Annotated in this window: 19 protein-coding genes, 1 tRNA gene, 2 rRNA genes and 1 pseudogene (1 of these 23 cut by a window edge); 11 read left to right on the forward strand and 12 right to left on the reverse strand. The window is 59.9% G+C overall.

Translation table 11 applies throughout. From position 1 onward, the window contains the following. Positions 1 to 402: 402 nt before the first annotated feature. On the forward strand, positions 403 to 645 hold the full coding sequence (locus tag sphantq_RS19610; protein WP_129927604.1) for a hypothetical protein: 243 nt from the start codon (positions 403 to 405) through the stop codon (positions 643 to 645). A gap of 29 nt (positions 646 to 674) precedes the next feature. Here sphantq_RS19610 and sphantq_RS19615 read toward each other — a convergent pair. Together sphantq_RS19615 and sphantq_RS19620 are read right to left on the reverse strand one after the other, a co-directional pair. Further along, positions 675 to 873 (reverse strand): annotated as a pseudogene (locus sphantq_RS19615) (IS3 family transposase); the annotation flags it as partial. Positions 874 to 883: 10 nt separating this feature from the next. Then, on the reverse strand, positions 884 to 1,579 hold the full coding sequence (locus tag sphantq_RS19620) for a TetR/AcrR family transcriptional regulator (RefSeq protein WP_129927603.1): 696 nt from the start codon (positions 1,577 to 1,579) through the stop codon (positions 884 to 886). Positions 1,580 to 1,742: 163 nt separating this feature from the next. Between sphantq_RS19620 and sphantq_RS19625 the strand changes: the two genes are divergently transcribed. From sphantq_RS19625 to sphantq_RS19645, 5 genes are read left to right on the forward strand one after another with little or no spacing between them, the layout of a single operon-like run. Next, the gene (locus tag sphantq_RS19625) at positions 1,743 to 3,140 is read left to right on the forward strand and encodes a phosphotransferase (RefSeq protein ID WP_129927602.1); all 1,398 of its coding nucleotides are present in this window, start codon (positions 1,743 to 1,745) and stop codon (positions 3,138 to 3,140) included. A 15-nt stretch (positions 3,141 to 3,155) separates the two neighbouring features. Beyond that, the gene (locus tag sphantq_RS19630; protein ID WP_272800479.1) at positions 3,156 to 4,013 is read left to right on the forward strand and encodes a helix-turn-helix transcriptional regulator; all 858 of its coding nucleotides are present in this window, start codon (positions 3,156 to 3,158) and stop codon (positions 4,011 to 4,013) included. Between the two features lie 33 nt (positions 4,014 to 4,046). Then, positions 4,047 to 4,700, forward strand: a complete 654-nt coding sequence (locus tag sphantq_RS19635; protein WP_129927600.1) for a glutathione S-transferase family protein — start codon at positions 4,047 to 4,049, stop codon at positions 4,698 to 4,700. After that, a complete protein-coding gene (locus tag sphantq_RS19640) occupies positions 4,697 to 5,935 on the forward strand; it encodes an aromatic ring-hydroxylating oxygenase subunit alpha (protein WP_129927599.1) in 1,239 nt (412 codons plus the stop codon). Before sphantq_RS19635 ends, sphantq_RS19640 begins: the two co-directional genes overlap by 4 nt. Next, the gene (locus sphantq_RS19645) at positions 5,932 to 6,276 is read left to right on the forward strand and encodes a hypothetical protein (RefSeq protein ID WP_129927598.1); all 345 of its coding nucleotides are present in this window, start codon (positions 5,932 to 5,934) and stop codon (positions 6,274 to 6,276) included. The genes sphantq_RS19640 and sphantq_RS19645 overlap by 4 nt, the downstream gene beginning before the upstream one ends. Here sphantq_RS19645 and sphantq_RS19650 read toward each other — a convergent pair. The 5 genes from sphantq_RS19650 to sphantq_RS19670 form a co-directional block, all read right to left on the reverse strand. Then, complete coding sequence (locus sphantq_RS19650; protein WP_242496141.1) at positions 6,268 to 6,627, reverse strand: DUF4345 family protein; 360 nt, start codon at positions 6,625 to 6,627, stop codon at positions 6,268 to 6,270. The two genes, sphantq_RS19645 and sphantq_RS19650, sit on opposite strands and share 9 nt — an antisense overlap. 26 nt (positions 6,628 to 6,653) lie before the next feature. After that, positions 6,654 to 8,891: a molybdopterin-dependent oxidoreductase gene (locus tag sphantq_RS19655; protein ID WP_129927596.1), complete on the reverse strand. Its 2,238-nt coding sequence runs from the start codon at positions 8,889 to 8,891 to the stop codon at positions 6,654 to 6,656. Between the two features lie 6 nt (positions 8,892 to 8,897). Further along, a complete protein-coding gene (locus sphantq_RS19660; protein WP_129927595.1) occupies positions 8,898 to 11,306 on the reverse strand; it encodes a TonB-dependent receptor in 2,409 nt (802 codons plus the stop codon). Between the two features lie 145 nt (positions 11,307 to 11,451). Further along, positions 11,452 to 12,657, reverse strand: coding sequence for a cytochrome P450 (locus tag sphantq_RS19665; RefSeq protein ID WP_207212450.1), 1,206 nt, complete (start codon positions 12,655 to 12,657; stop codon positions 11,452 to 11,454). 37 nt (positions 12,658 to 12,694) lie between these two features. Then, entirely contained in the window at positions 12,695 to 15,166 is a 2,472-nt protein-coding gene (locus tag sphantq_RS19670; RefSeq protein ID WP_242496140.1) for a TonB-dependent receptor, read from the reverse strand. 72 nt (positions 15,167 to 15,238) lie between these two features. Here sphantq_RS19670 and sphantq_RS19675 point away from each other — a divergent pair, with 72 nt between their 5' ends. The 3 genes from sphantq_RS19675 (at position 15,239) to sphantq_RS19685 (ending at position 17,327) form a co-directional block, all read left to right on the forward strand. After that, on the forward strand, positions 15,239 to 15,802 hold the full coding sequence (locus sphantq_RS19675; protein WP_242496139.1) for a hypothetical protein: 564 nt from the start codon (positions 15,239 to 15,241) through the stop codon (positions 15,800 to 15,802). After that, a complete protein-coding gene (locus sphantq_RS19680; RefSeq protein ID WP_129927593.1) occupies positions 15,799 to 16,632 on the forward strand; it encodes a ferredoxin--NADP reductase in 834 nt (277 codons plus the stop codon). Before sphantq_RS19675 ends, sphantq_RS19680 begins: the two co-directional genes overlap by 4 nt. 467 nt (positions 16,633 to 17,099) lie before the next feature. After that, a complete protein-coding gene (locus sphantq_RS19685) occupies positions 17,100 to 17,327 on the forward strand; it encodes a hypothetical protein (RefSeq protein WP_272800480.1) in 228 nt (75 codons plus the stop codon). A 103-nt stretch (positions 17,328 to 17,430) separates the two neighbouring features. Here the strand turns inward: sphantq_RS19685 and istB are convergent, their stop codons facing one another. Continuing rightward, entirely contained in the window at positions 17,431 to 18,159 is a 729-nt protein-coding gene (gene istB / locus sphantq_RS19690) for an IS21-like element helper ATPase IstB (RefSeq protein WP_272798407.1), read from the reverse strand. Next, positions 18,146 to 19,660, reverse strand: a complete 1,515-nt coding sequence (gene istA, locus sphantq_RS19695; protein WP_125999130.1) for an IS21 family transposase — start codon at positions 19,658 to 19,660, stop codon at positions 18,146 to 18,148. Before istA ends, istB begins: the two co-directional genes overlap by 14 nt. Before the next feature lie 448 nt (positions 19,661 to 20,108). On the opposite strand from istA, the gene sphantq_RS19700 reads away from it, so the two are divergent. Further along, a complete protein-coding gene (locus sphantq_RS19700) occupies positions 20,109 to 20,294 on the forward strand; it encodes a hypothetical protein (protein ID WP_272800481.1) in 186 nt (61 codons plus the stop codon). An 18-nt stretch (positions 20,295 to 20,312) separates the two neighbouring features. Then, the gene (locus sphantq_RS19705; RefSeq protein WP_272800579.1) at positions 20,313 to 21,989 is read left to right on the forward strand and encodes a recombinase family protein; all 1,677 of its coding nucleotides are present in this window, start codon (positions 20,313 to 20,315) and stop codon (positions 21,987 to 21,989) included. On the opposite strand, the gene sphantq_RS19710 is transcribed toward sphantq_RS19705, so the two are convergent. The 3 genes from sphantq_RS19710 to sphantq_RS19720 form a co-directional block, all read right to left on the reverse strand. After that, positions 21,946 to 22,022: transfer RNA gene (locus sphantq_RS19710), tRNA-Met, on the reverse strand. The two genes, sphantq_RS19705 and sphantq_RS19710, sit on opposite strands and share 44 nt — an antisense overlap. 91 nt (positions 22,023 to 22,113) lie before the next feature. Then, positions 22,114 to 22,228: ribosomal RNA gene (gene rrf, locus sphantq_RS19715) — 5S ribosomal RNA — on the reverse strand. Positions 22,229 to 22,427: 199 nt separating this feature from the next. Beyond that, positions 22,428 to 24,008 (reverse strand): 23S ribosomal RNA (locus sphantq_RS19720) (it continues 1,242 nt past the right edge of the window).

Here is a 24,008-nt window from a genome sequence, read left to right on the forward strand (position 1 = left end):
CTCATCGCTATTTGAGATCTAGCGGCATCGACATGAACAATTACCGAATCGCGATCAGAATGGCGACTTCAACCGGCACCTGACGCCAGAAACAGCAGTGCAAATGTGGAAGCTGGCGTTGAACTACGAATTATAGTCGACTTGTAACGGTTTTGTTTCGTGAGCTTGTCCCTGCCTAACGTTTCCCCTGGCTGGTATGAACAGATCAGGGAAGGGGTATCAAACGAAGGACGGAGTAAAGGCGGAGGCTACCGGTCGCCTTCTTGATGTTCACATTAAAGCCGTGAGCCTTGAACAGATGGAGATCGCACGGCTGGAAGCCGCGCTGGTGCGAGTGCGCATGGAGAGCCACATTCTAAAAAACAGCGGTAGATTCGCAAGGAAGTCGCGGTGAGGTATGCCTTGATCGAGCAACGTCGTGGCACCTGGCCGATCGTGGTGCAGTGCCGTGTTTTGCAGGTCAGCGCTAGCGGTTATCGTCATCACCGATTGCTGCAAGCCACCGATATTGGCCCAAACCAGCCGCACCGTCTGCTCAGCGATGCGGCCTTGGCGGTGCATATCAAGGCGGGCTTCGCCAGGATGAAGAATGATTTGACGTTTTCGGTCGTCAGAACATTCAGCACACTTCGCGGCATAAATTAGCGGAGTGGTGGCCTCGTGTGGGGGTAGGTTTAGGCGGCGAGCTTGCGGTGTTGCAAACGCCGATGCTCGATGGTCTGCCGCTTGAACCTTTCGCGCTGCTTTATGATGGCTGGACCCCCCGCCGAAGTAGGCGTCGGCGGACGTCACGTTGCTCAGGCTCTCTTGATACCTCTGATGGTTGTAGTGCTCAACGAAGGCCTCGATCTGCGCCTCAAGGTCGCCCGGCATCCGTCAATTATTAATGTGTCGGCTCCCACGTAGCCTGCCAACGGCAGATCAATGCTTCGACGATATCACGCAGTATGATACAGCCATCTGGGAAATCATCATGATCGCTTCCCCGCGGTAAAAGTACGGCCCCTGATATAGACGCCATCAGGGCACCTACTGCCGATTGAATGTTCGAATTCTGGTGCGAACTGGGTGCCATTACGGAGCTGACCGCCTGTTCGAAAAAGGCATGGATGCGCGCTGCTGCGGGTGCAGTATCACGAATGGGAGCGCCATTCTGCGTGCCAGCGGTGTCGAACCAGAACAGGAACAAGCTATTCATGCCGAAGGCGGCGATCTGGTCGCGTGAAAAATCGAAGGCCCGATCGGCAACGGCGATCAGGCGCTTTTCCGCGTCGTCATATGTGGCGAATTCCATCTCTAGCCTATCAGCGAAATTGGCCAATTCGCTGTCACGGATCGCGAGAAACAGTGAATCGCGATCCGCAAAATACCGATACACGACACCGGAGGAATAGCCGGCATGACGGGCAATTCCACGGAGCGATATCGGTCCTGAGGGCTTGGCCAGCAGCAGATGACGTCCCGCGTCAATCAATGCTTGCCGCACATGATCCTTAGCCTCTGCGCTGCGCGCCCGACTAGGTGATGCCGTGGTGCCAGCGACTAGAATATCTTGATGGCCCTTAGCATTTCTCTCCATTGCGCGCCTTCCTGTCTGATGTCGGGTGCTGAATAGCGCAATCACGGCGCATTGCCCCCCGATAAATTCGCTTGAATGAACAGCGTTACCCTATTAGGATAACGCTGTTCACATAAAGATTGCATCCACGTTGCGGTGTGACGAACATGCATGAGGATGCCTGGTGACCGACCAGCCGAACTTGATAGCTGAGCAAAATATCCAGCGCTGGATCGAAGCGACGATGGGCGATATTGTCGCCATGGATATCCTGCCGGGATGGCGCCCGGCGTGGAACGTATCGGTCCGCACGCCGGAGGGCGTAATCCATATCCATATTCGCGGCGATCGCGGTGCGGGCCAGGAAACGCAGCCGTTGCGCGTAGAACATGATGTCTTGCGGTTGCTGGCGGACGAGGGCATCGCCGTACCGCATATCCATGGCTGGTGCGACAACCCCGCGGCGATTGCCATGGAGCGCATCGACGCGACGGCTTTCGCGGGCGGCGCCGACCGCGACGCAAACCTGCATCGGCTGGTCAGCGATTATATGGCGATCATGGCGTCCGTTCACCGGATCGATACAGTAAAGGCCGCAGGGATCGGATTGCCACAACCGCAAAGCCCGCAAGCCATTGCGCTCGCCTATTTTGATGATGCGGATCAACAGTATCAAAGCCATCGCGATGGTCCCGATCCATTGATCGCCTTTCTACGTAAATGGGTGCTGGGCAATCTTCCGCTGCATCGCACGGAAACGGCGCTGCTGATCGCCGACGCGCCGCAGTTTTTTCATGATGGGGACAGGATCACCCATATTTATGATTTGGAACTGGCGCATTTAGGCGACCCCATGGCGGACCTAGCATCGATCAGGGTGCGCGACATCAACGAACCGATCGGCGATCTGACGTCGTTGTTGCAGCGCTATGTCGTGGAAAGCGGTAACCTGATCGACTGGGTGGCGCTCGATTTTCACACCATCGCGTCTTTCCTTGCTGTGCCGATGCGGATGGAGTCGGCACTCCGCACGCAGCGCCAATTGCCTGCCTATGTCGAATATCTGTCCTGGGATCTTGGCTGTAGGCGCGCTGCTTTGGAAACATTGGCGCAGGTGCGCAGGGTCGATCTGACACCTGTCGCCGATCTTGTAACCGTCGAAAAAGCGACCGACATCATTTATGATAATTTGGTCGCGAGTTGTACCGATCTGCCAGCGGCGCGCGGACGATTGCGCGAACCTCCAGCCTTGTCGCTCGCCCGCTATGTACAGCGCCGCGACGCCATCGGCCACGAGATTGCGCGCCGCGATCGATCGGAGGCAGAGCAGTTGCTGGGCCAAAGTTTCGCAAGCGCGGCAGCGGCCGAGGCGACGCTGGAACAATATGTGCTGGCCGCCGGGCCAGATAAGGAAGCCGATCTGATCGGCCTGTTCCATCGCCGGACGATGCGCGCGCTGCAATTGCTGCGTGGCTACCCTGGACCCATCGTGGATAGAGCGCCCGGCCCTATCGATCGGCTGGCTTTTTCCGATCCGCCTTCGACGACTGTCATGGCGCACGATTCGGCCACCCATATCTAGAAAGAGGATAGGCGCATGGAGCAGGAGCAGGCTTTCAGGGGTGAAATGCTCTATACCGGAATGCTGGAAGGCGCGCTTGTGGACCCGGATTATTCGGTGCGGGTCGACAATGTCCGATGGTCGCAGCCTGGCGAAGCAACAATCCTGTCGGATCAATTCTTCCTGGAATGGCTAATGTACCGGGAGGATGATATCGAATGCGCACGTCCGGGGCGCAACTTCGTGACGTCTCATGCCGTCATCCTCGTGCCGCCAGGGCAGGCGGTGCGGACGCGCTGGAACAGCGGCCGCCTTCGGACCATATCCTGCAGCTTTCGGACCGAATTACTGGCCGACTATCCCGAATTGCTGTCGTTCCTCTCCAGTCTCGACGGGGACCATCAGTTCAATCTCGACAGCCCTTTCCTTCAGGCCGGCCTGACCCGTATCGCTGACGAGGTCGTCACGCCGGGCCTCGACAGCGGGTTCATGGTCCGGTCGCTGCTGTTCGCCATTTGCGGTGAGATACGCCGTGCGACGCTGGGGCAACCGGTGCCGCAGGAGTGCGACGGCGCCCTTTCGCCAGGCCAGATGACGATGTTGCGGCAGGTTCTGCATGAAAGCGGCAAATTGCCTACGGTGGTCGATCTGGCACAACATTGTGGCGTGACGTCGCGTGCCTTGTCACCGCTGGTGAAGCGCGCCACGGGCGTTACGCTGCGCCATTACATCGCGCGGGAGCGCCTGAACCGCGCGAAGGCGCTGCTCGACGACCAGAAATTGATGGTCAAGCAAGTCGCCTATTCCTGCGGCTTTGCCAGCGCAGCGGCGTTTACGGCCGCCTTTCGCAAGACGACGGGCATGACGCCGGTCGAGTATCGGACGCGGTGCTGATCGGCTCCTTCTCCAGATTGAAAGTCACCCACAATGCTGACTGTGCATCACCTCAACGATTCCCGCGCTCAGAAGACGATATGGCTGCTCGAAGAACTAGGCCTGCCCTATGATCTGGTGCCCTATCAGCGGCATCAGGTAACGATGATGGCGCCACCCGCGCTCAAGGCGCTGCATCCAGTCGGCAAATCGCCGATGATCGAGGATGAGGGACGGATCGTCATCGAATCGGGCGCGATTACGGAGCATATCATCGAGCGGCATGGCGATGGTCGATTGGCGCCAGTGCCCGGTACGGATGCGCATGAACGGTATCGGCAATGGCTCTATTATGCGGTGTCGTCCGGCATGAACCCGATCATGATAAAGGTCTATGCCCGCGCCTTCGGTCTGGATGGCAGCCCGATCGATGAGGCAGCCAATGTCGAACTGGCGAAGGCGCTGGCCTATCTCGACGATGCGTTGGCCGACGGCCCCTTTCTCCTCGGCGAAGATTTTTCTGCTGCCGATATCCAGATGAGCTTCATCCCGGAAATCGCGCAAACGCTGATGCCGATCGACGCCTATACCCATATCGTGACTTGGCTGGACAGGCTGCATGGCCGTCCCGCGTTCCGGCAGAGCATCGAGCGAGGCGGCGACTATAGACTAGCGGGCAAGGCGGGACTGCGGGAGCCAGTTGCATGACCAATATACTGTCGGCGACGCCGGAAGGCGGTTTTGATCTGGGACATGGGATGATGATGCCGGACGCCGCGATCCTGCGCGATGGTCGTGTAGCGGCGGACAGCTTCTGGAGCGTGGCCCAGCATGCGGCCGAGCGCGACGCGATATATCGACGATGCTGGCTTTATATGGTGCGCGCGGAGGATCTGCCGAAACCGGGCGATTATGTTGTGCGCGATGTCGAGATTTGCGGCGTGTCTGTGCTGATCGTGCGGGGCAAGGACGATGTGCTGCGCGCCTTCCACAATGTCTGTCGCCATCGCGGGATGCCCGTCGCCGATGGCCCTTGCGGCAAGGCGGAGGCATTTCGCTGCCCCTATCATAGCTGGACCTTCCGCCTGGATGGCAGCTTGAAGGCCATTCCCAACCAGCGGTGTTTTCCGTCGCTGGATGCGGATGATCTGGGGTTGGTGCCGATCGAGATAGACGTGTTTGCCGGGTTCGTTTTCATCAATCTCGATCCGCAGCCCGCCTTTTCTCTCCGGGCGTTTCTGGGTGGCATCGCGCCGCTGCTGGAGACGACCACGCTGGTCCCCTTCACCCACCGGGACAGCCTTTCATACGAAGTCTCAGCCAACTGGAAGGCGGGGCTCGACCCGCAATATGAGGGCTATCATGTCGGCACCGTCCATGCGCTGACGATCCGCGAAATATCGGTGACGCCTGCCAACCCTTTTTCCGAATTTCGCAAGATGGCCTTTGCCGGGCCGCACGCCGCAGGCTGGTCGCAGGGCAATCCGGGCTGGCGACCGCGCGCCGAGCGGCTCGTCCAGTCCTTTGCGGTGCAGACGATGGGGGCGTTAGCCGGACGTGTAGCGGGTGAGGGCTATCCGAGCGCAGAAACGCCTGCGTCGCTGGCGATATTCCCCAATTTCATGATCCATCCCGGTGCAGGCGGCTGGTTCACGCAGCAGCATTGGCCGCTGACGGCGCAGAGCCACCGCTGGACTGCGCATTATTATTATCATGCCCCCGTTACGGCCAGCGAACGCTTGGCGATCGCCCAGGCAACCACATTCGCGCGGGATTCGGGGATGGAGGATTTCATGGTCATGGCACGGCAGCAAAAGGGGCTGGCGTCCGGCGCGACCGAGAGCTTCTATTATGGCGAGGCGGAAATGCTTCCCCGACACCGCGCGGCGGTGATCCGATCCGTTTTGAACGGAGCGCAGGCGAACATGAGGAGCGCGGCATGAGTGCCAACCTGCCCGCGGCCTTCGCCGATCTGGAACAATTCGCCCATTTGTGGATCGGACTGGAGACGATGGAAAGCCGCTATCGCGCGCGGCAGGACATGCCGTTCGATGCACTGAAGCAGTTTTACGATGCTACCGCGCCTCGGCTTGCCGATATGATGGCGCATCTCGATGCGTTCGGATCGGACACTCTGCCATCGGCTGAAGCGCGGCTGTATCGCGTGGCGCTGGGGCTGGTGGAAGCAGCACAGGCGGTGGAGTTTTTCGCGGCCGCCCGACTGCCCGGCGCGCCCTATCCGCACGATGTCGCGGTGGGCGGCCAGGCGGCGCTGTCAGACTGAGGATACGTGCGCGGTCCGGCTCGCGGCGATCAGGATGAGAGCCGCGACGACTTCCGATCCGATTGACGCTGCAAGGATCGGCGCATAGCCATCCATCGCGATCGAAATGATTCGTGCGGCCACGAAGCCTGCAAAGATCACGCCAACGGCGAGTAACAGGGGTTGCCGAAAACGCGGGGTTGCAAGGCCGTAGAGGATAATCCCCCCCATGGCCCAGAAGGAGCCAGCGTAAATCGCGCGGGCTTCGTTGAGGCCTGCCACCCCCCTGGGTTGCAGCGCGGTCATGTCGGTAATGGCGGTCGTTGCGACCAGGGCGTAGACGCCGAATGCGATCAGGGCGAAACCGATCACGCCGGACAAGGAACCCATTATCTTGTTCACGCAGTTGCTCCAATTGTTTCGCGGGGTTGACGATCAGCCTTGCGGACCTGAACCGGGATGCCGTTCAGCACGGCATTGCCCGAAATGACGTCGACCATCGTGCCGGGGCTGAGGATATTGGTGTTGGCCCCGGCGTGCGCCTGAGCGATCGCGATTTGGGTCTGTGGATCGCGATGCCCCCAGCCGTGCGGCATCGACACCACGCCGGGGCGGATGTCGTCGTCAATCTCCAGCGGTACATGGATTTCACCCGATGCAGAGGTCAGCGCGACCAGATCGCCGTTGGCTAGTCCATGGGTGGCGGCATCGACGCTGTGCATTTGCAGGGTGCAGCGATCCTTGCCCTTCACCAGCGTATCGATGTTGTGCATCCAACTGTTGAGCGAGCGGAGATGACGGCGACTGACGAGGACGAGCGAGGGATCATTGGCGACCAAGGCCCGCTCCAGCCGGGGAAGGTCGGACAGGATGAGGGCGGGCGTGAGGTCGATCTTGCCGGATGCGGTTTCGAACCCCTCATGCGCGCGGGGGATAGCGGGCGCGACGATCAGGCCGTTAGGCTGATCGCGGAAACTATCGAGCGTCAGGCCGTTGCCTACCGTGCCGAAGCGATCGCCGAACGGGCCGGTGCGGATCGCCAGATCGAGGATGCGATCCGGTCCACGGTCGGGCAGCGCCGCGATCGCCATGGTAGGATCGATCCCGCGTCCGGTAGCGAGTGCGCGGAAATAGCCATCGTCCATAGCGTCGATATCGGCACCCGGCTGGCCACCGATGATCGCGCCGACGCGGGCGACGACGCGCCAATGGTCCGGGCGATCGGTAACTGGAAAGACTGGTGGCGAATAATGGCCGCCGCTAGTGAGGCAGAAAATCCAGGACCACATGTCATAATGCGCGCTTTCCAAGAAAGATGGGCTGGGCAGGATAACATGGGCGTGGCGGGTCGTTTCGTTGAGATAATTGTCCAAGCTGACCATGCATTCCAGCAGCGGTAGCGCCTGGGCGAGCTTACCTGAATCCGGGGCGCTGAGCGCCGGATTAGCGGCGAAAGTCAGCAGCCCCTTGATCTGGCCTGGTCCCGGCGTAGCAATTTCCTCGGCCATGCAGGAGGCAGGGAATTGGCCCAGCACTGCGGGGACGCCGCGCACCCGGCTCTTGCCCATGACGACCGGCATGTCGGCGGGCAGCGTCGCCAGCATGTCGACCAGCGGAGCGACGGGGCGGCTCCACATGCTGCCGCCCTGCCGGTCCAGATTGCCCGTCAGTATCGCCAGCACGTCGATCATCCAGGACGCCAGCGTGCCGAATGTCTGAGTACAGGTGCCGATGCGGCCGTAGATGGCGGATCGTTCGGTGCGGATCAGTTCGTCGGCCAGGTTTTCGATGACGATGGCATCGATGCCGCAATGATGGGCGACCCATTGGGGGCTGAACCCGGTGACGATCTCCCGCAGCGTCTCCAGCCCGTTAACCAGGCCGTCGAGGTGCCGCAACCGCACAGCGTCGCGGGCGAAGAGGACATGGGCGATGCCGAGCATGAAGGCCGCGTCGCTGCCGGGCTTCAGGCCGATCCACTGGTCGGCCGACCTTGCCGTCTGGGTGCGGACGGGATCGATCACGATGACGCGCCCGCCGCGCGCGCGCAGATCCCGCATCGCACCCATCACATCGCGATGGGAAAAGATGCTGCCCTTCGACGCGGCCGGATTGCCGCCGAAGATGACGAACAAGTCGGTATGATCGAGGTCTGGAATGGGTATTTTCCATTCATTGCCGAACATCAGCATGGCCGACAGATTCTTGGGGTGCTGATCGACCGTGCCAGACGAATAGACCTGTTTAATGCCCGACGTTGCCAGCATCAGACCCGAATAGCGCGACAGCGTGGCGTCCTTGCCCGCCATATTGCCACCATAAGCCGCGAACGCATGGGGGCCGTGGCGCTCGCGCAGCCCTGCGACCAATGTCTCCAGACGATCGAACGCGGCCTCCCACGAGGCGCTTTTCCACTCGCTCCCGTCGCGGATCATGGGCGTGCGAAGCCGGTCGGGATCATGATGGAGCGCGCCGAGCGTCGTGCCTTTGGGGCAGATATGGCCCAGGCTCCAACGATCCTGCTTGTTGGGGCGGACGGTCGCCGCCCGTCCGCCCTCCACGGTCACGGTAACCCCGCACATCCCCTCGCACAGGGGGCAGGTGCGGTGCTGTACGCCATCGTGGGTCATCGTCATGCTGTCCTAGCTGCCAAATCGATAGGTGAGTTGGAGGCCGTAGGTCCGCGGATCGCCATAATAGACGGTGCTGGCCGGAAAGGAACTGAGCAGCACGGCCGGGCCGATCGGATATTGCTTGTCGAACAGGTTGCGGACATAGGCCGCGATGCTGATGCCGCGCCCGCCAATGTTGCTCAGTTCCAGGCGGCTGTTGACGACATCATAGCCGGGCAGTTGCTCACCAAACTGCGCGTCATAGGCCGACGTGTGATACAGGTCCGCGTTGAAGGCGAGTTCCCCATCCATCGGACGGATCGGCAGCACGGCGCGTAATGCGGCTGTCCCCGAGAATTTGGGGGTGGGGAGCGTGACTTCATTCTTGGTCAGCGTCAGTGGGCCGAACGGCTTTACGTCATCGACCTTCTGATCGACATAGGCACCGCCAAAGCTGAACGTCAGCCAAGGCGCAGGTTCGATCACGAGTTCGGCCTCTATGCCGCGCACGGTCGCGTCGGATGCGTTGATGGCGAGAGAGGTCCGGGTCGGCTGATCGGGTGCCGTCGGCGGAATACCGAGCGGGCGGACGTTAAAGAATTGCAGCGCGTCCTTATACTTCGTCTGGAACGCCGATACGTTGAAGCGGCCTTTCATAGCGCCCGCGCGCCAGTTGAGTTTCATGCCCAGTTCGACGTCGGTGACCTGTTCCTGCTTCACCTTCTGATAGGGCCGCAAGTCCGGGCAAGTCGCGCCGCCAAGACACGCGCCAACTCCGCCGGTGGTGAAAGGTGTTTCGAACAGCGGCGTGTTGACGTTGACGCCGCGAATGCCGCGCCGGGACGTGACATAGAGGAACAGGTCGTCGGTCGCCTGATAATCCAGCCCCACGGTCCAGGTGGCATAGTCGCCCTTATTCTTCACGATGCCGGTGCCGTCGGGCAAGCCAAGCGCTGCCTGATCGGCGCATTGCTGCTGGCTGAGCGCCCCTGCGAGGCTGTTGCCTGCGCACGCCTTGACCTTGTCCCAGGTGTAGCGCGCGCCTGCGTTGGCGGTCAGCTTGTCGGTGATCTTGAACCCCAGCTGCGCGAACAGGGCGAAGCTGCTGTTGGTATAATGCGACGTGCTGTAATTCACCGCCGGGCCGTAAAGGTCGATGAAGCTGAACTGCTGCGGGAAATTGACGTTGGTGCCGGTGGGCTTGTCCTTGCTGTAGAAGGCACCCGCAATCCAATTGAGGCGGCCCATGTCGCCCAGCACCTGAAACTCGTCGGTCAGGAAGGATTTATTCGCTTCGGCACCAGTGTGATAGATGACGAGCCGTCCCTGGGGGCCAATCAACTGGCGGGTGCCCTGGGTATTGACGAACTGATAATTATAGACGTCGCGATAGCCGAAAATGTTGCGGATAGTGACGTCGCCCAATTCCAGGCTGGTGGTATTTGTGATGCCCCAGATGCGGCGATCGGCTGCGACTTTCAGGCTGCTACCGTCGTTCACCAATTCGTTCGTGACCTTGTACGGACCGTTGGCCTGTTGCTGCGCGAACAGGCTGGCAAGATCTGCTTCATAGACGGCCGCATCGGCGGGCGCGAAGCCGAAGCCGCCGACCAATATACCCGACAGCACACCGGCATTATAGCGATAGGGAACCTCAGCAGCGGGCTTTTCTCGCGCCCGGAAATAGTCGAAGACCAGCGTGTTAGTCAGATTCTCGGTAGGCTGGAGCAGCAATGACGCGCGAAAGCTCAACTGGTTGGTGTCGTCCAGGTCGGGATTGCCGGGTGTGAGGTTCTTCGTCCGGCCGTCACGGTTGCGATACTGCGCAGCAATGCGAAGCGCCGCCACATCTTTGGCCAACGGCACGTTGAGCGCGCCCTCCAATTCCTTATAATCGAAATTCCCATAGCCGGCCTGGATATAGCCATCGGTATCGAAGGTCGGCTTTTTCGAATTGACCAGCACCGCGCCGCCGATGGTGTTGCGCCCGAACAATGTGCCCTGCGGCCCTTTCAGCACCTGAATATTGGCCAGGTCGAAAGTCGGGATATTGCCACCCTCTTTGGAGAGCGGCACATCGTTGAAATAGGCGACGATTGCGGGCACGCCTTCGCCGATCGGCAATTGGCCAAGGCCTCGCAACGACAGCGTCGGCTGGTTCTTGCCGCCCTCCTGCGAGAAACGGAAGCCGGGGGTGAGGGTGGCGACGTCGCTCAGATCCTGGACCGATTTCTGCTCCAGCATCTCGGCAGAGATAGCGGTGATCGATACCGGCACCGATTGAAGCGATTCCTCGCGGCGGCGGGCGGTCACGACGATATCCTGTAGTCCGCTATTTACCGAAGGCTGGTCGGCAGGCTGCTGTGCCAAGGCCGGTACGGCGGTCGCGATCAGGGTCAGTGCGCTGGTGGCAAGCACCTGGAATTTGACGGATTTCATAGCTATCTCTCCCCTTGGGCACCTTCTGTGTCGATCCACGGATCGCCTGTGGTGCTCCGGTGCAAACTAGCGCAGCCGCCGCCGGGGCACGACCGCCTTTGCTATCGCTGGTTGCAAAGACGCTATCGCTGAGCGCGCCATACCTCTATCTGGCCCAGACCAGTGGAAGCGATTCCACATGGATGATGTTACTGAGATAGAAGGGCACATCGAACCCCGGTTGCACTGTAAAAGCGGGCAGGGTGTTAAGCATTTCCTGCATAGCGATCTGTAGCTCGCGCCGGGCGAGATGTGCGCCGAGGCAGCGATGTGGGCCATAGCCGAAAGTCAGATGCGAAGGGCGGCGATCGAAGCGAATTTGCGTCGGGGCCTCGAACGCTTCGGGATCGTTCGATCCCAATGGGGTCGACATGGCAACCCGGTCACCCGCGCGGATCGTGACATCGTGCAGCATCACGTCTTTGGTGCAGATGCGGAATGTCGTGACAGCGGCATAAGCGCGCAGCAACTCCTCAATGGCTACGGTGGCACTCGCCGGATTTTGCCGCAGAGCGTCCTGATCGGCCGGATGGGTCGCCAGATGCTGGAAATGCAGGCCGATATTCGCCGACACTGTATCTAGTCCGCCAAGATACAGGTTGAAGCAATGGCCGAACACTTCTTCAGGCGTCCATTTGCGCCCCTCATATTCCAGTTGGAGCGCGATGCTGATCAGGTCGTCGCCGGGCTTTTTGCGACGATCTTCGATGGCGTTGAGCAGATAGGCCTTCACCGCGCGCGTGCCCTTGACGCGGTCTTCCATGTCGTCGGTATGCAACAAGGAAAATTCCCAATCGAGAAACTGCTGCATCTCCTCCTGCGGCAGGTCGAGCAGATCGAGGAAGATCGACACCGGGAAAGGGATGGCGAAATCCCGGATGAAATCGCATTCCCCCCGGTCTTTGAACTTGTCGATATATTCTCGCGCGCGCAGGCGGACCTTGCCGTCCAGTTCGCCCATCCGCTTGGGCGAAAAGACGGGATTGAGCGCATTGCGAAAGCCGGTGTGTCGCGGCGGGTCAAGTTCGGTCGGGATGATGTCCCAGCTTTCGCCGATCCCGGCAGCAAAGCCGGTATTGCCGCGTTTGCCGAAACTGTCGGTATCGGCGTAGATTTTCCGCAGGTCTTCCGCGCGCCGCACCACCCAGCCCGGCTGACGCCCAGGAAACACGTCGGTGCCGTAGAAGATCGGCGGGCCTTCATGCAGTCTGGGAATGATGTCGGTATAGGGATTGACCGTCGTCGCCCGACGAGGCGTTAGGGCAAAGGGCATGACGAGTTGGCATGGCACATTGTCGGGAAGGTCGATCACTAGCAGCCTTTCTTGTCCAAGTTTCGATCGGGCACGCTTACTGTCCGCCGAAGCGATAGCGCATACCAATCCCGACCACGCGGGGGTCACCCGCATAGTCGACCGCAACCCCCAGCCCACCGGTCTGGTAGAGATCGGAAAAGCGACGGCTGAGATATTTCTTCGCCGTCAGGTTGCGACCATAGACATAGAGTTCGATATTCGGATCTTTGAGCTGATAGGCGATGCGGCCGTTGAGCAGGCCATATCCTGCCGTTTCACCCAACGCATTTTCCTGGGCATAGGCAGCCTTGACTGCGGCGGTCTGCTCGTCCGACGCTATCACCGGATTGAAATGCTGCTTGCCGACATAGGCGTAATTGACGTGCAGGATCAGGTCGCCAGTCGACAGGGCGATGGTCTGCGTCGCGCCGATGCTAAACTGGATCTTGGGAAGTTGCGTCAGCGCGCGACCGCTGAGGTCAACCGTGCAGTCGTAACGCGGAACGCCAGCGGCGGTCGGCGGCGCGGCGGCGCATCCGGTCAGCGGCGTGGCGCTGGTGATCCGCTGCACTTCGGAAATGCTCCCGGCCTTATATTTGCCATTGAGCAGCGAGAGATTGCCCGAAATCTCCATGCCCGACCATGGTGCCGCCACGACCTCAAACTCAGCCCCCCAGACGCGGGTATCGCCGTTATTCTGGGTATATTGGGTGACGCCCACGCCAGGTGCAACGGCATTGACGATCACCTGCGCATTGCTTTTCCAGGTGTGGAACAGCGCGACGTTGGTGCGCAGCCGATTATCGAACCAGCTCGCCTTGATGCCGCCTTCGACGTCCTTGACCTTTTCCGGCGAGAAGGCGGGAAGCGACCCGGCACGTATATTGAAGCCGCCCGCCTTAGCCGCGCCGCGCGTGGCCACGTAGAGGAAGATGTCCTCGCTCGCCTGCCAGTCCAGACCCAGGTTCCAGGCGGGATAGGAGAAATTTTTCGACTGGGTCTGGTTGCATTGCGTGGCCGTGGGCGTCTGGTCTGGATTGACCAGATTGCAGTTCACGCCGAACGGCGTGCCCGCGACGGGCGCGTTAGGGGCGAGGCCGAGCACCTGCTGGTTGTGCAGGACAACCTCCCGCCCGTCCCACGTGTAGCGAAAGCCGCCCACTGCACGCACGCTGTCGGTCAGATTATAATAGAGCTGCGCATAGGCACCCTTGGTCGTATTCTTCGCGTCGCCGAAGCTGTTGCGGATCAACCCGCCGAAAATCTGCGATTGGGAATATTCAAAGCCTGTTTCGCGCGAGGCGTAGCCGCCCAGAATATAGCTCAGTTTGTCCGTGATGTTGCCGGATAGCTGAAGTTCCTGCGAATAGGATTCCGAATGCGCGCCGCCGAACACGGCAAGGACGGGGGATGGCGATCCATCAAGGTCGATCAGACCGTCGGAATCCGAATAGCGATAGGCGGTGATCGACTTGAGCTTATGCGCGCCGATGTCGATGTTGACGACACCGGAAAAGCCATAGGCAACCAGCCTGTCGAACGGCAACTGGCTGTATCTCGCCTGGATGTCGGCAGGTAGCGTCGCGAAGGTCGGGTTGGTCGTGGGCCGCACAAGCCCACCTGCATAGGTCGTGTACCAATTGTCCTTCGTATGGATCGCGCTGGCCAGTCCGGGTGCAAAGGCTGCCAACGGCCCCTGAAACGACAGCGGATTGAACCCGGCGGTCTGGGCAAGCTGGCCCATGTCCGTGATCTTGTTGTAATCGCCGCTCAGGGTAACGTCGAACCCGTCTCTTTCATATTTCAGCTTGCCGCGCAGGAAGTGGCTTTTCTGATCGCCCACGTCGCGGTTCAGCCGGGCATTGTTGCCATAGCCGTTGCGATCATGGAAATCATAGACGACACGCGCGGCCAGGCCCTCTGCCAGCGGCACGTTCAAAACGGCTTCGACATCCCGATAGGCATAGTTGCCGACTTCGCCCTTCAGGCTGCCTTCCAGCCGATCGACAGGATCCTTGGACAGAATGTTGATCGCGCCGCCCGTCGTGTTGCGCCCAAACAGCGTGCCCTGCGGACCACGCAGCACTTCGAGACGCTGGAGATCGTGCAGATCGGTCAGGCCCTGCGAAGGCCGTGCGATATAAACGCCGTCGATATAGGTCGCGACCGCCGGATCGTTGGCGATCAGCGGCTGGAGATTGCCCTGGCCGCGGATCGACACGAATGCGAAGCCGGACGTCGAGGCAGAGCCGGTCGATATGACGACGCTGGGCGCGACACGCTGCACGTCCTGCACGCTGACGATCTGCGCGCGCTGAATCGCGACATCGCCCAATGCCGTGACGGCCAGCGGGGTGGTTTGCAGGCTTTCCTCGGTCCGCCGCGCGGTGACGACGATATCCTGAATGCCGCTGAACTGTTCCTGCGCCGCTTCCTGTGGTGCGACTTGCCCCCGCGCGGGCTGAGCCATCGCGACAGGCAGGCCCGACAGCATCGTCGCCACCATCAGTTTGGACGTTATCATCATTCTCTCCCACATATCTTTATTGATTGCGGACAGGCGACATTTCGATGGGATGACAACCTACCTTAGGAAAGGGTGGCACGGTTCATCGATAGTGAAACGCGGGTCGGCGATAGCCGCGCCGCTTCCGCGTCACATGATTGTTGCGAAACGATAGCCTATTGCATTCCGGCGATAGCCTGTCGCCTTGCCCGCCCTTTCTCCCATGGTCAGAGATCGTTCCGGCAATCAGAACAGCGGCTGCGGGCCGCTAAAAAGGACATGCACATGGCAACGCTCGATGCAGACCGGATCGAAGCATTTCTCCGGCATCAACTTGATATGTTCAATCAGGGTCAGCGTGACGACTTCATCGCCGCCTACCGTGACATCGCGCCAGGCGGGCTGCTGATCGATGACCCGGTGGGTAGCGATCGTCAGGAGGGGCTGCACCTGATCGGGGAATTGTTCGACCGCTATGTTGGCTGGAAGCTGACATTTGTCGAACTGATCGTGAACGGGCATGAGGCCGCGGCCTGCGTAAGGAACGAAGGCATGATGAATGGCCATCCCGTCACAGTGCACAGCCTTGAGACATATCATTTCGGCGACGACGGCACCTTCCTGGCCCGCTATTTCCATCCGGCGATGTCGGCATGACCGCCGCGGACCAACTCGCGATACACAGCGACAAGATAGAACTGACCGCGACCAGCGCCCTGTCGGTCGAGACTGTCCTGAAAGTCCGCCATTGGAACGACCGGTTGTTCAGCTTTTCGGTGACACGCCCGGCGAGCTTTCGGTTTCGGTCCGGCGAGTTTGCCATGATTGGACTGACGGGCGACGGCGGCAAGCCGCTGTTGCGCGCCTATTCAGTTGCCAGCCCTGCCTATGCCGAGGAACTGGAATTCCTGTCGATCAAGGTGGAGGACGGCCCCCTGACGTCGCGATTGCAGAATATCCGGCCCGGTGACCAGATATATCTTGGGCGCAAACCCACCGGTACTTTGGTGACCGACGCGCTGTTGCCCGGCAATCGGCTGTTGCTGCTGTCGAGCGGCACCGGGCTGGCACCGTTCCTCAGCCTGATCCGCGACCCCGACGTCTATGAACGCTATGAGCGCGTGATCGTCGTCCACAGCGTCAGGCAGGCAAGCGACCTAGCGTTTCGTGCGGAGCTAGAATCCGGCCTGCGGGATGATCCGCTGGTATCGGAACCGGCAATGGCGCAACTATCCTATCTGCCCACGGTGACGCGCGAAGCCTTTACCTGCAACGCGCGTATCACAACGATGATCGAAGATGGCAGCCTGTTCGCGCAGGCTGGACTGAGTGGTGCGCCGCTCTCGGTCCAGACCGATCGCATCATGCTATGTGGCGGCATGGCCATGATCAAGGATATCGCTCACCTGTTGGATGCGCGTGGCTTTATCGAAGGCTCCAACGCGAAGCCGGGCGATTATGTGATCGAACGAGCCTTTGTCGGTTAATAATGGCGGGATGCTGGTCACTTGCCATTTTCATAGATGGGCTTCAGATCGGCCTCGGCTCGGCGGGCATCAGCGGAAAGCGCATTCGCCAATCTATAACCAGGGATCACACCCTGCGCGACGTCAACCACAACGACCTGGACGTTAAGTTTCGGCCTATCAACGGCAGGCTTCAAAGCAGACAGTCGGAAAAGTCGTTGTTCTTGCCGCAAAACGGCCCGCCGTATGAGGCCACTGCCCGCCCAAAGATACAACCGCCGATCCGGCCGCATTACATCATTTCGTTAGAGAAAAAGCGGCGTGTCAACAGCGGTCAGATTCCAGGCCATCGGGGCGGAGTAAAAGCAGGCCACTGTTGATGTGGGCCTGACGATATGGAGAGGCCCCGATCGGGGGCCTCTCCATGTCCTTGTCGTTATTAATAAGAGGGCGAAGTTTCCGAACTGCATGTCGGCCTCAAAGGCACGATGAACGCCCTGTTCCTCAAGGATCTCGCGAATAAGATCCTTCGCGGTCTGCGCGGCCGAGTCGAGAAGGGCAAATCGGGCGGCGGGCTTGCTCCGGCCACGACGTCGTGCGGCGCTTCTCCAGCGAAGGCGAACCAGTCCACAGTGAGCGGAGTGTCAATCGGCGTGCAAACGGGACCCCTTATCGGCGCGCAAAAGGGACCCCCTGTCAGGATGGCGGAGCGTTGATGTGACGGGCTTCCTTGCGCTGCGCGCGGCGTAGGGAGGGCGTAGCCCGACCGGAGGCGCGCGCAGCGCAAAACATCTTCTAATTGATCGGTGCTGGGGGGGATCAGCTGCGGTTTTTGAAGCGCCAGCTGTCATTGCCGGTCTCGACGATGTCGCAATGATGGGTGACGCGGTCGAGGAGCGCGGTGGTCATCTTGGGATCGCCGAACACGGTGGGCCACTCGCCAAAGGCGAGGTTGGTGGTGATGATGACGCTGGTCTGCTCATAGAGTTTGCTGATCAGGTGGAACAGCAGCTGGCCGCCTGATCGGGCGAACGGCAGATAGCCCAGTTCATCGAGCACGATCAGATCGAGGCGGGATAGCTGGGCGGCGAGAGCGCCACTCTTGCCGATCCTGGCCTCCTCTTCGAGGCGGGTCACCAGATCGACCGTGTTGAAGTAGCGGCCTCGGGCGCCGGAGCGCACTACATTGGCGGTGATGGCGATGGCCAGATGGGTCTTTCCTGTGCCTGTGCCGCCGACCAGGACGATATTGCGCCGTGCGGGCAGGAACGCGCCGCTGTGCAATGAACGCACAAGCCCCTCGTTGATCGGGGTACCCTCGAACCGGAAGGCATCGATGTCCTTTACGACTGGCAGCCTGGCAGCGGCCATCCGGTATCGGATCGACGCGGCATGACGATGCGTCGCCTCCGCTCGCAGGAGATCGGTCAGTATCTCCATGGTGGTGCGCTGGCGCTGAAGGCCGGTGGTGACGGCATCGTCGAACGCGCCCGCCATGCCCTTGAGTCCAAGCCCGCGCATGGCCTCGATCATATCATGCCGCTGCATCGAAGGTCCTCAGCTGGTCGTAACGGGCACAGTCGGCGATCGGGGGATGGCGCAGAGCGCTATCCTCGGAGGTGATGATCGTCAGAGGACGCGGCGGTTCCCGGCGTCGTGCCAGGATGTTGAGGATCAGGTCGTCGCTTGCCGTGCCCGTCGCCAGTGCCTCACGCACAGCGGCTTCGACAGGCTCCAGGCCATCGGTCAGTACGGCCGACAACACACGGACGAACCGGCGATCGGCATCGTCGCCATTACCCAGCTTGCGGCGCAGGCGGGCAAGCGCCGGTGGCAGATCCCAGTCCTGGAAGGGGGCACCGTTCCGCAGCGCGCCAGGCTTGCGGGCCAGCACTGGCAGATAATGCCAGGGGTCATAGATCGTGCGGTTGCGCCCAAAGTAGCGAGGATGTTCAGCGACAACCTCTTCGCCGCAGCGAACGACGATGCGATCGGCATAGGCGCGGACCTGCACCGTGCGTCGTGCCACCGTCGATAGCACCGAGTAGCGATTGCGGTCGAAGCTGATCAGGCAGGTGCCGGTCACAGCATGCTCGCTCTCATTGAAGCCGTCGAACGGTCCCAGCATCGGCTGCAGCGCAGATCGTTCGATCTCCAGCATCTGCGCCACGGTCAGCTCTCCCTGTTCGGGATGGGGCTGCCGTTCCGCCCAGCGCCGACACTCGGCCTCCAGCCAGCCATTGAGCTCTTCGAGACTGGCGAACCGCAACCGGGGCTGGAAGAAGCGACCCCGGATCGTCTGCACCTGGTTCTCGACCTGACCCTTCTCCCATCCCGCCGCAGGCGAGCAGGCCGTGGGCTCGACCATATAATGGTCGGTCATGATCAGGAACCGCCGGTTGAAGACGCGTTCCTTGCCGGTGAACACGCTCGTCACAGCCGTCTTCATATTATCGTAGATGCCGCGCCCTGGCACGCCGCCGAAGAAAGCAAAGCCGCGCGCATGCGCGTCGAACAGCATCTCCTGGCTCTCACGAGGATAAGCCCGGACATAGACCGCGCGTGAGGCACACAGTCGCATATGCGCGACCTTCACCCGCATCGGTGCCCCGGCGATCTCAACATCTTCATGGCTCCAGTCGAACTGGTAGGCCTCGCCTGGCCTGAACATCAGCGGGATGAAGGCCGTGACACCATCGCCGGCATCTTTGCGCCGCTCGATCTTCCAGCGCGTCGTATAGCGCCGCACCGCATCGTAAGAACCCTCAAAGCCTTCGCGCACCAGCAGGTCATGGATCCGCGTCATCCGCAGCCGGTCACGCCTGCCGCGCAGCTCGTTCTCTTCCAGCAGCGTGTTCAGGCGCTCCTGAAACGGACCGATCCTGGGCAGCGGCTGAACCTTGCGCTGATAATCAAAGGCGCCCTCCGGCGCTCGGACCGCTTTGCGGATGACCTTCCGCGACACATGCAGATCCCGTGCGATCGCCTTGATCGCCTTGCCTCCGGCATACTCGCGCCGGATCCGTAAAACTGTCTCCAAAACCAACATCCCGATCTCGCCGCCTGAAAATCCAGCCGGCTGCTTAAACCATCGAAATGAGGGGTCCCTTTTAGACGCCGATCACCCCGCTAACGGGGTCCTTTTTGCACGCCGATCCACATATCTGAGCGCTGAACGGCTTGGAAGGGTCGGCAGTTGCCCATTTCTGTCACGATTCTTGGTTTAGCTATAATTTCAGTAACATCGGTGCCAGCAACATTTTGCAAGACTGGGACCGTTGCAAAGCTGAGCATTCCGCAGCATGATAGGATTTGTGGCGGGCAGGCCCTGTTGTGGGTGTGCCAAGTGAACCAAGTGCCTTTTCCCGTCGAACACCGACGGCCCTTGTCTGTTTTAATTACGAGTTCGGCAGATGTCGATCTGCGAGGTAAAAACTCATCGAGCCGCGACGAACTGAGCCCAACCTATCTTGCAATCTGCTGTAATCGGATTCACGATGGCAACCGGTAGCCGTCAGCAGAGACAGAAGTTCCCCCGGCCTGATGAGCCGGTGCTCAACCTTGCCTCCTGCGGCAGCGGCCCCGATCCGCGTCTGGTCAAGCTGGTTCGCCTGCTTGCCCGTCGTGCTGCGCGGAAGGCCTATCTGGAGATGCTGGAGGAGCGCCGCACGACCCGCTCCTGAGACGAGGAGTTCCGTTCCGTGAAGGTTGCTTTATACGCCCGCTATTCTTCCGACAATCAACGTGACGCCTCCATTGCCGACCAGTTGCGCATCTGTCGCCTCCATGCCGAAAAGCAGGGCTGGCAGATTGTCGAGGAATATACCGATCATGCCATTTCAGGCGCTTCGTTGCTGCGTCCCGGCATTCAGGCGCTGATTGCAGACGCCAATCGCGGCCGCTTCAACTTCGTGCTGGCCGAGGCCATGGATCGCCTGTCGCGCGATCAGGAGGATATTGCCGGGCTGTTCAAGCGCATGGCCTATGGCGACGTGAAGATGGTCACCCTGTCAGAAGGCGAGATCACCCATCTGCATATCGGCCTTAAAGGTACGATGAACGCCCTGTTTCTGAAAGATCTCGCCGACAAGACGCGGCGTGGCCAGCGCGGCCGTGTCGAGCAAGGCAAGTCGGGCGGTGGTAACAGCTATGGTTATGACGTCGTCAAACGGCTCGATGCCAACGGCGAACTGATCCGCGGCGACCGCTCCATCAATGACGCACAGGCAAGCGTCATCCAGCGCATCTTTCGCGACTATGTCGCTGGCAAATCGGCCAAACGGATAGCAACCGAGCTGAATAAAGAGGGTATCGAGGCACCAACCGGTGGCACCTGGGGCTTTAGCACCATCAATGGCAATCCCAAGCGCGGCACCGGCATCCTCAACAATGAGCTTTATATCGGAAAGTTGATCTGGAACCGGCAACGCTTCATCAAGGATCCCGATACTGGCAAACGGCAAGCCCGGCCCAACCCGGAATCCGAATGGATCATGCAGGACGTGCCCGAACTGCGCATCATTGATGATGCTCTTTGGCAGCAGGTTAAGGCACGACAAGCATCCTGCCAGGTGGATCAACTAAATCCCGCAGTGGGCTCCGCAAACTTCCGCGATCGCCGTCGCCAGAAATATCTCCTGTCCGGGCTGTTGCAATGCGGTTGCTGCGGCGGTGGATATTCGATGATTTCAGCGATGATGCTGGGCTGCTCGGCAGCCCGGAACAAGGGTACCTGTGACAACCGCCTCAATATCCGGCGCGATCGTCTGGAAGGGCGCGTGCTTCATGCCTTGCGCCATCATTTGATGGACCCGGCCCTGTTCGCAGAATTTTGCGACGAGTTCACCAAGGAGATGAACCGCATGAGGGGCGACGCTGGCGCTGCTATCACAGCGGCGCGGGCAGAGATTGCCAAAATTGACCGTGATCTCGACATGCTGGTGAACCTGATCCTGCGCGGCGGTGCCGCAGACAAGATCAACGCCAAAATGGTAGGGCTCGAAGCGCGCAAGAAGGAACTGGAGCGCGACCTCGCCCAGGCTCAGGAGCCCCCTCCCCTGCTCCATCCCAACATGGCCCACCATTATCGGTCTCAACTCGACAATCTCTATCGAGCGTTGGAGCATGACGACGAGAACAAGCGCTTCGAGGCGGCTGAGGTCATTCGTTCGCTCATCGAGGCGATCATATTGGTGCCTGAAGGCAGCGAACTGAAGATCGATGTGCGCGGCGATCTGGCGGGCATCCTCGCGATCGCGGTGGAACGCAAAAAACCCGCCTCGAGGGCGGGTTCTTCGAAGGCTGCGACCTCCGGTGGGGTATCGCAATTTCAGATGGTTGCGGGAGTAGGATTTGAACCTACGACCTTCAGGTTATGAGCCTGACGAGCTACCGGGCTGCTCCATCCCGCGTCACCAACGGTAAAAGGGCGACCTTTTGGGTCGCCCTTTTATGAGACGTTATGAATGGGTTTTTGTTTCCGATATATGCGCGAGCTTCAATGCCTGGCGACGCCCTACTCTTCCAGTGCTTGAGCAATAGTACCATCGGCGCAGACTGGTTTCACGGCCGAGTTCGGGATGGGATCGGGTGGGTCACAGACGCTATGGTCACCAAGCAATGAAGCTGGCGCATATATGGGTTTTTGATCGATGCCGTGCACATGAGTATTTGCTTGCCAAACACGGCAACAGCCGCGTTTGGTGTATGTTTTGTAAGCGTATATCTGGGCTGGCTTAACAACCTGCGATCGCCGAGCTTTGCTGTTTCCAGCATTGTCGTTGATGGTGGGACTCTGCGGTTCACAAGTGAACCGTTTAAGCGCGAATAGGACAATTAGTATCGGTTAGCTTCATGCGTTACCGCACTTCCACATCCGATCTATCAAGGTCGTGGTCTTCGACCGTCCTGAGAAATCTTATCTTGAGGGAGGCTTCCCGCTTAGATGCTTTCAGCGGTTATCCCGTCCATACATAGCTACCCAGCTGCGCTCCTGGCGGAACGACTGGTACACCAGAGGTATGTTCAACCCGGTCCTCTCGTACTAGGGTCAACTCCTCTCAAATTTCGACGCCCACGGCAGATAGGGACCAAACTGTCTCGCGACGTTCTGAACCCAGCTCACGTACCACTTTAATTGGCGAACAGCCAAACCCTTGGGACCTGCTCCAGCCCCAGGATGTGATGAGCCGACATCGAGGTGCCAAACGATTCCGTCGATATGAGCTCTTGGGAATCATCAGCCTGTTATCCCCGGCGTACCTTTTATCCGTTGAGCGATGGCCCTTCCACGAGGGACCACCGGATCACTATGACCGACTTTCGTCTCTGCTCGACTTGTCAGTCTCGCAGTCAGGCGGGCTTATGCCATTGCACTCTAACAGACGGTTTCCAACCGTCCTGAGCCCACCATCGCGCGCCTCCGTTACTCTTTAGGAGGCGACCGCCCCAGTCAAACTACCCACCACAGAGGGTCCCTGTACCGGATAACGGTACGAGGTTAGACATCAGAAAACAGCAGGGTGGTATTTCACCTATGGCTCCACATCAACTGGCGTCGATGCTTCAAAGCCTCCCACCTATGCTACACAGCTCTTTCCTAATGCCACTCTGAAGTTGCAGTAAAGGTGCACGGGGTCTTTCCGTCTAACCGCGGGTACTCCGCATCTTCACGGAGAATTCAATTTCGCTGAGCATATCCTGGAGACAGTGGGGAAGTCGTTACGCCATTCGTGCAGGTCGGAACTTACCCGACAAGGAATTTCGCTACCTTAGGACCGTTATAGTTACGGCCGCCGTTTACCTGGGCTTCAATTCAGAGCTTGCACTCCTCCTCTTAACCTTCAGGCACCGGGCAGGCGTCAGGCCCTATACGTCGTCTTGAAGCCGACTTAGCAGAGCCCTGTGTTTTTGCTAAACAGTCGCTACCCCCTGGCCTGTGCCCCCCACAAGAGCTTGCGCTTATGTGGGGCCTCCTTCTTCCGAAGGTACGGAGGCAATTTGCCGAGTTCCTTCAGGATACTTCTCTCAAACGCCTTGGTATACTCTACCATTCCACCTGTGTCGGTTTAGGGTACGGTCTATACGGAGGGGCTATTTCCTGGGACAACTTCACAGCCTGGAGCAATCCAATAAGCCCAGACCATTTACGCCATCCGTCACACACCTCCAGGCCCACGAATATTAACGTGGTTCCCATCGACTACCCCCTTCGGGCTCGTCTTAGGGGCCGGCTTACCCTGCTCAGATTAGCTTTAAGCAGGAACCCTTGGAATTTCGGCGACAGTGCATCTCACACTGTTAATCGCTACTCATGTCTGCATTCGCACTTCCGATACCTCCACGGTCGGTTACCCTCCCGCTTCAACGGCCTACGGAACGCTCCGCTACCGCTTGGA

Source organism: Sphingobium sp. AntQ-1 (assembly GCF_028538045.1).
Classification (GTDB): Bacteria; Pseudomonadota; Alphaproteobacteria; order Sphingomonadales; family Sphingomonadaceae; genus Sphingobium; species Sphingobium cupriresistens.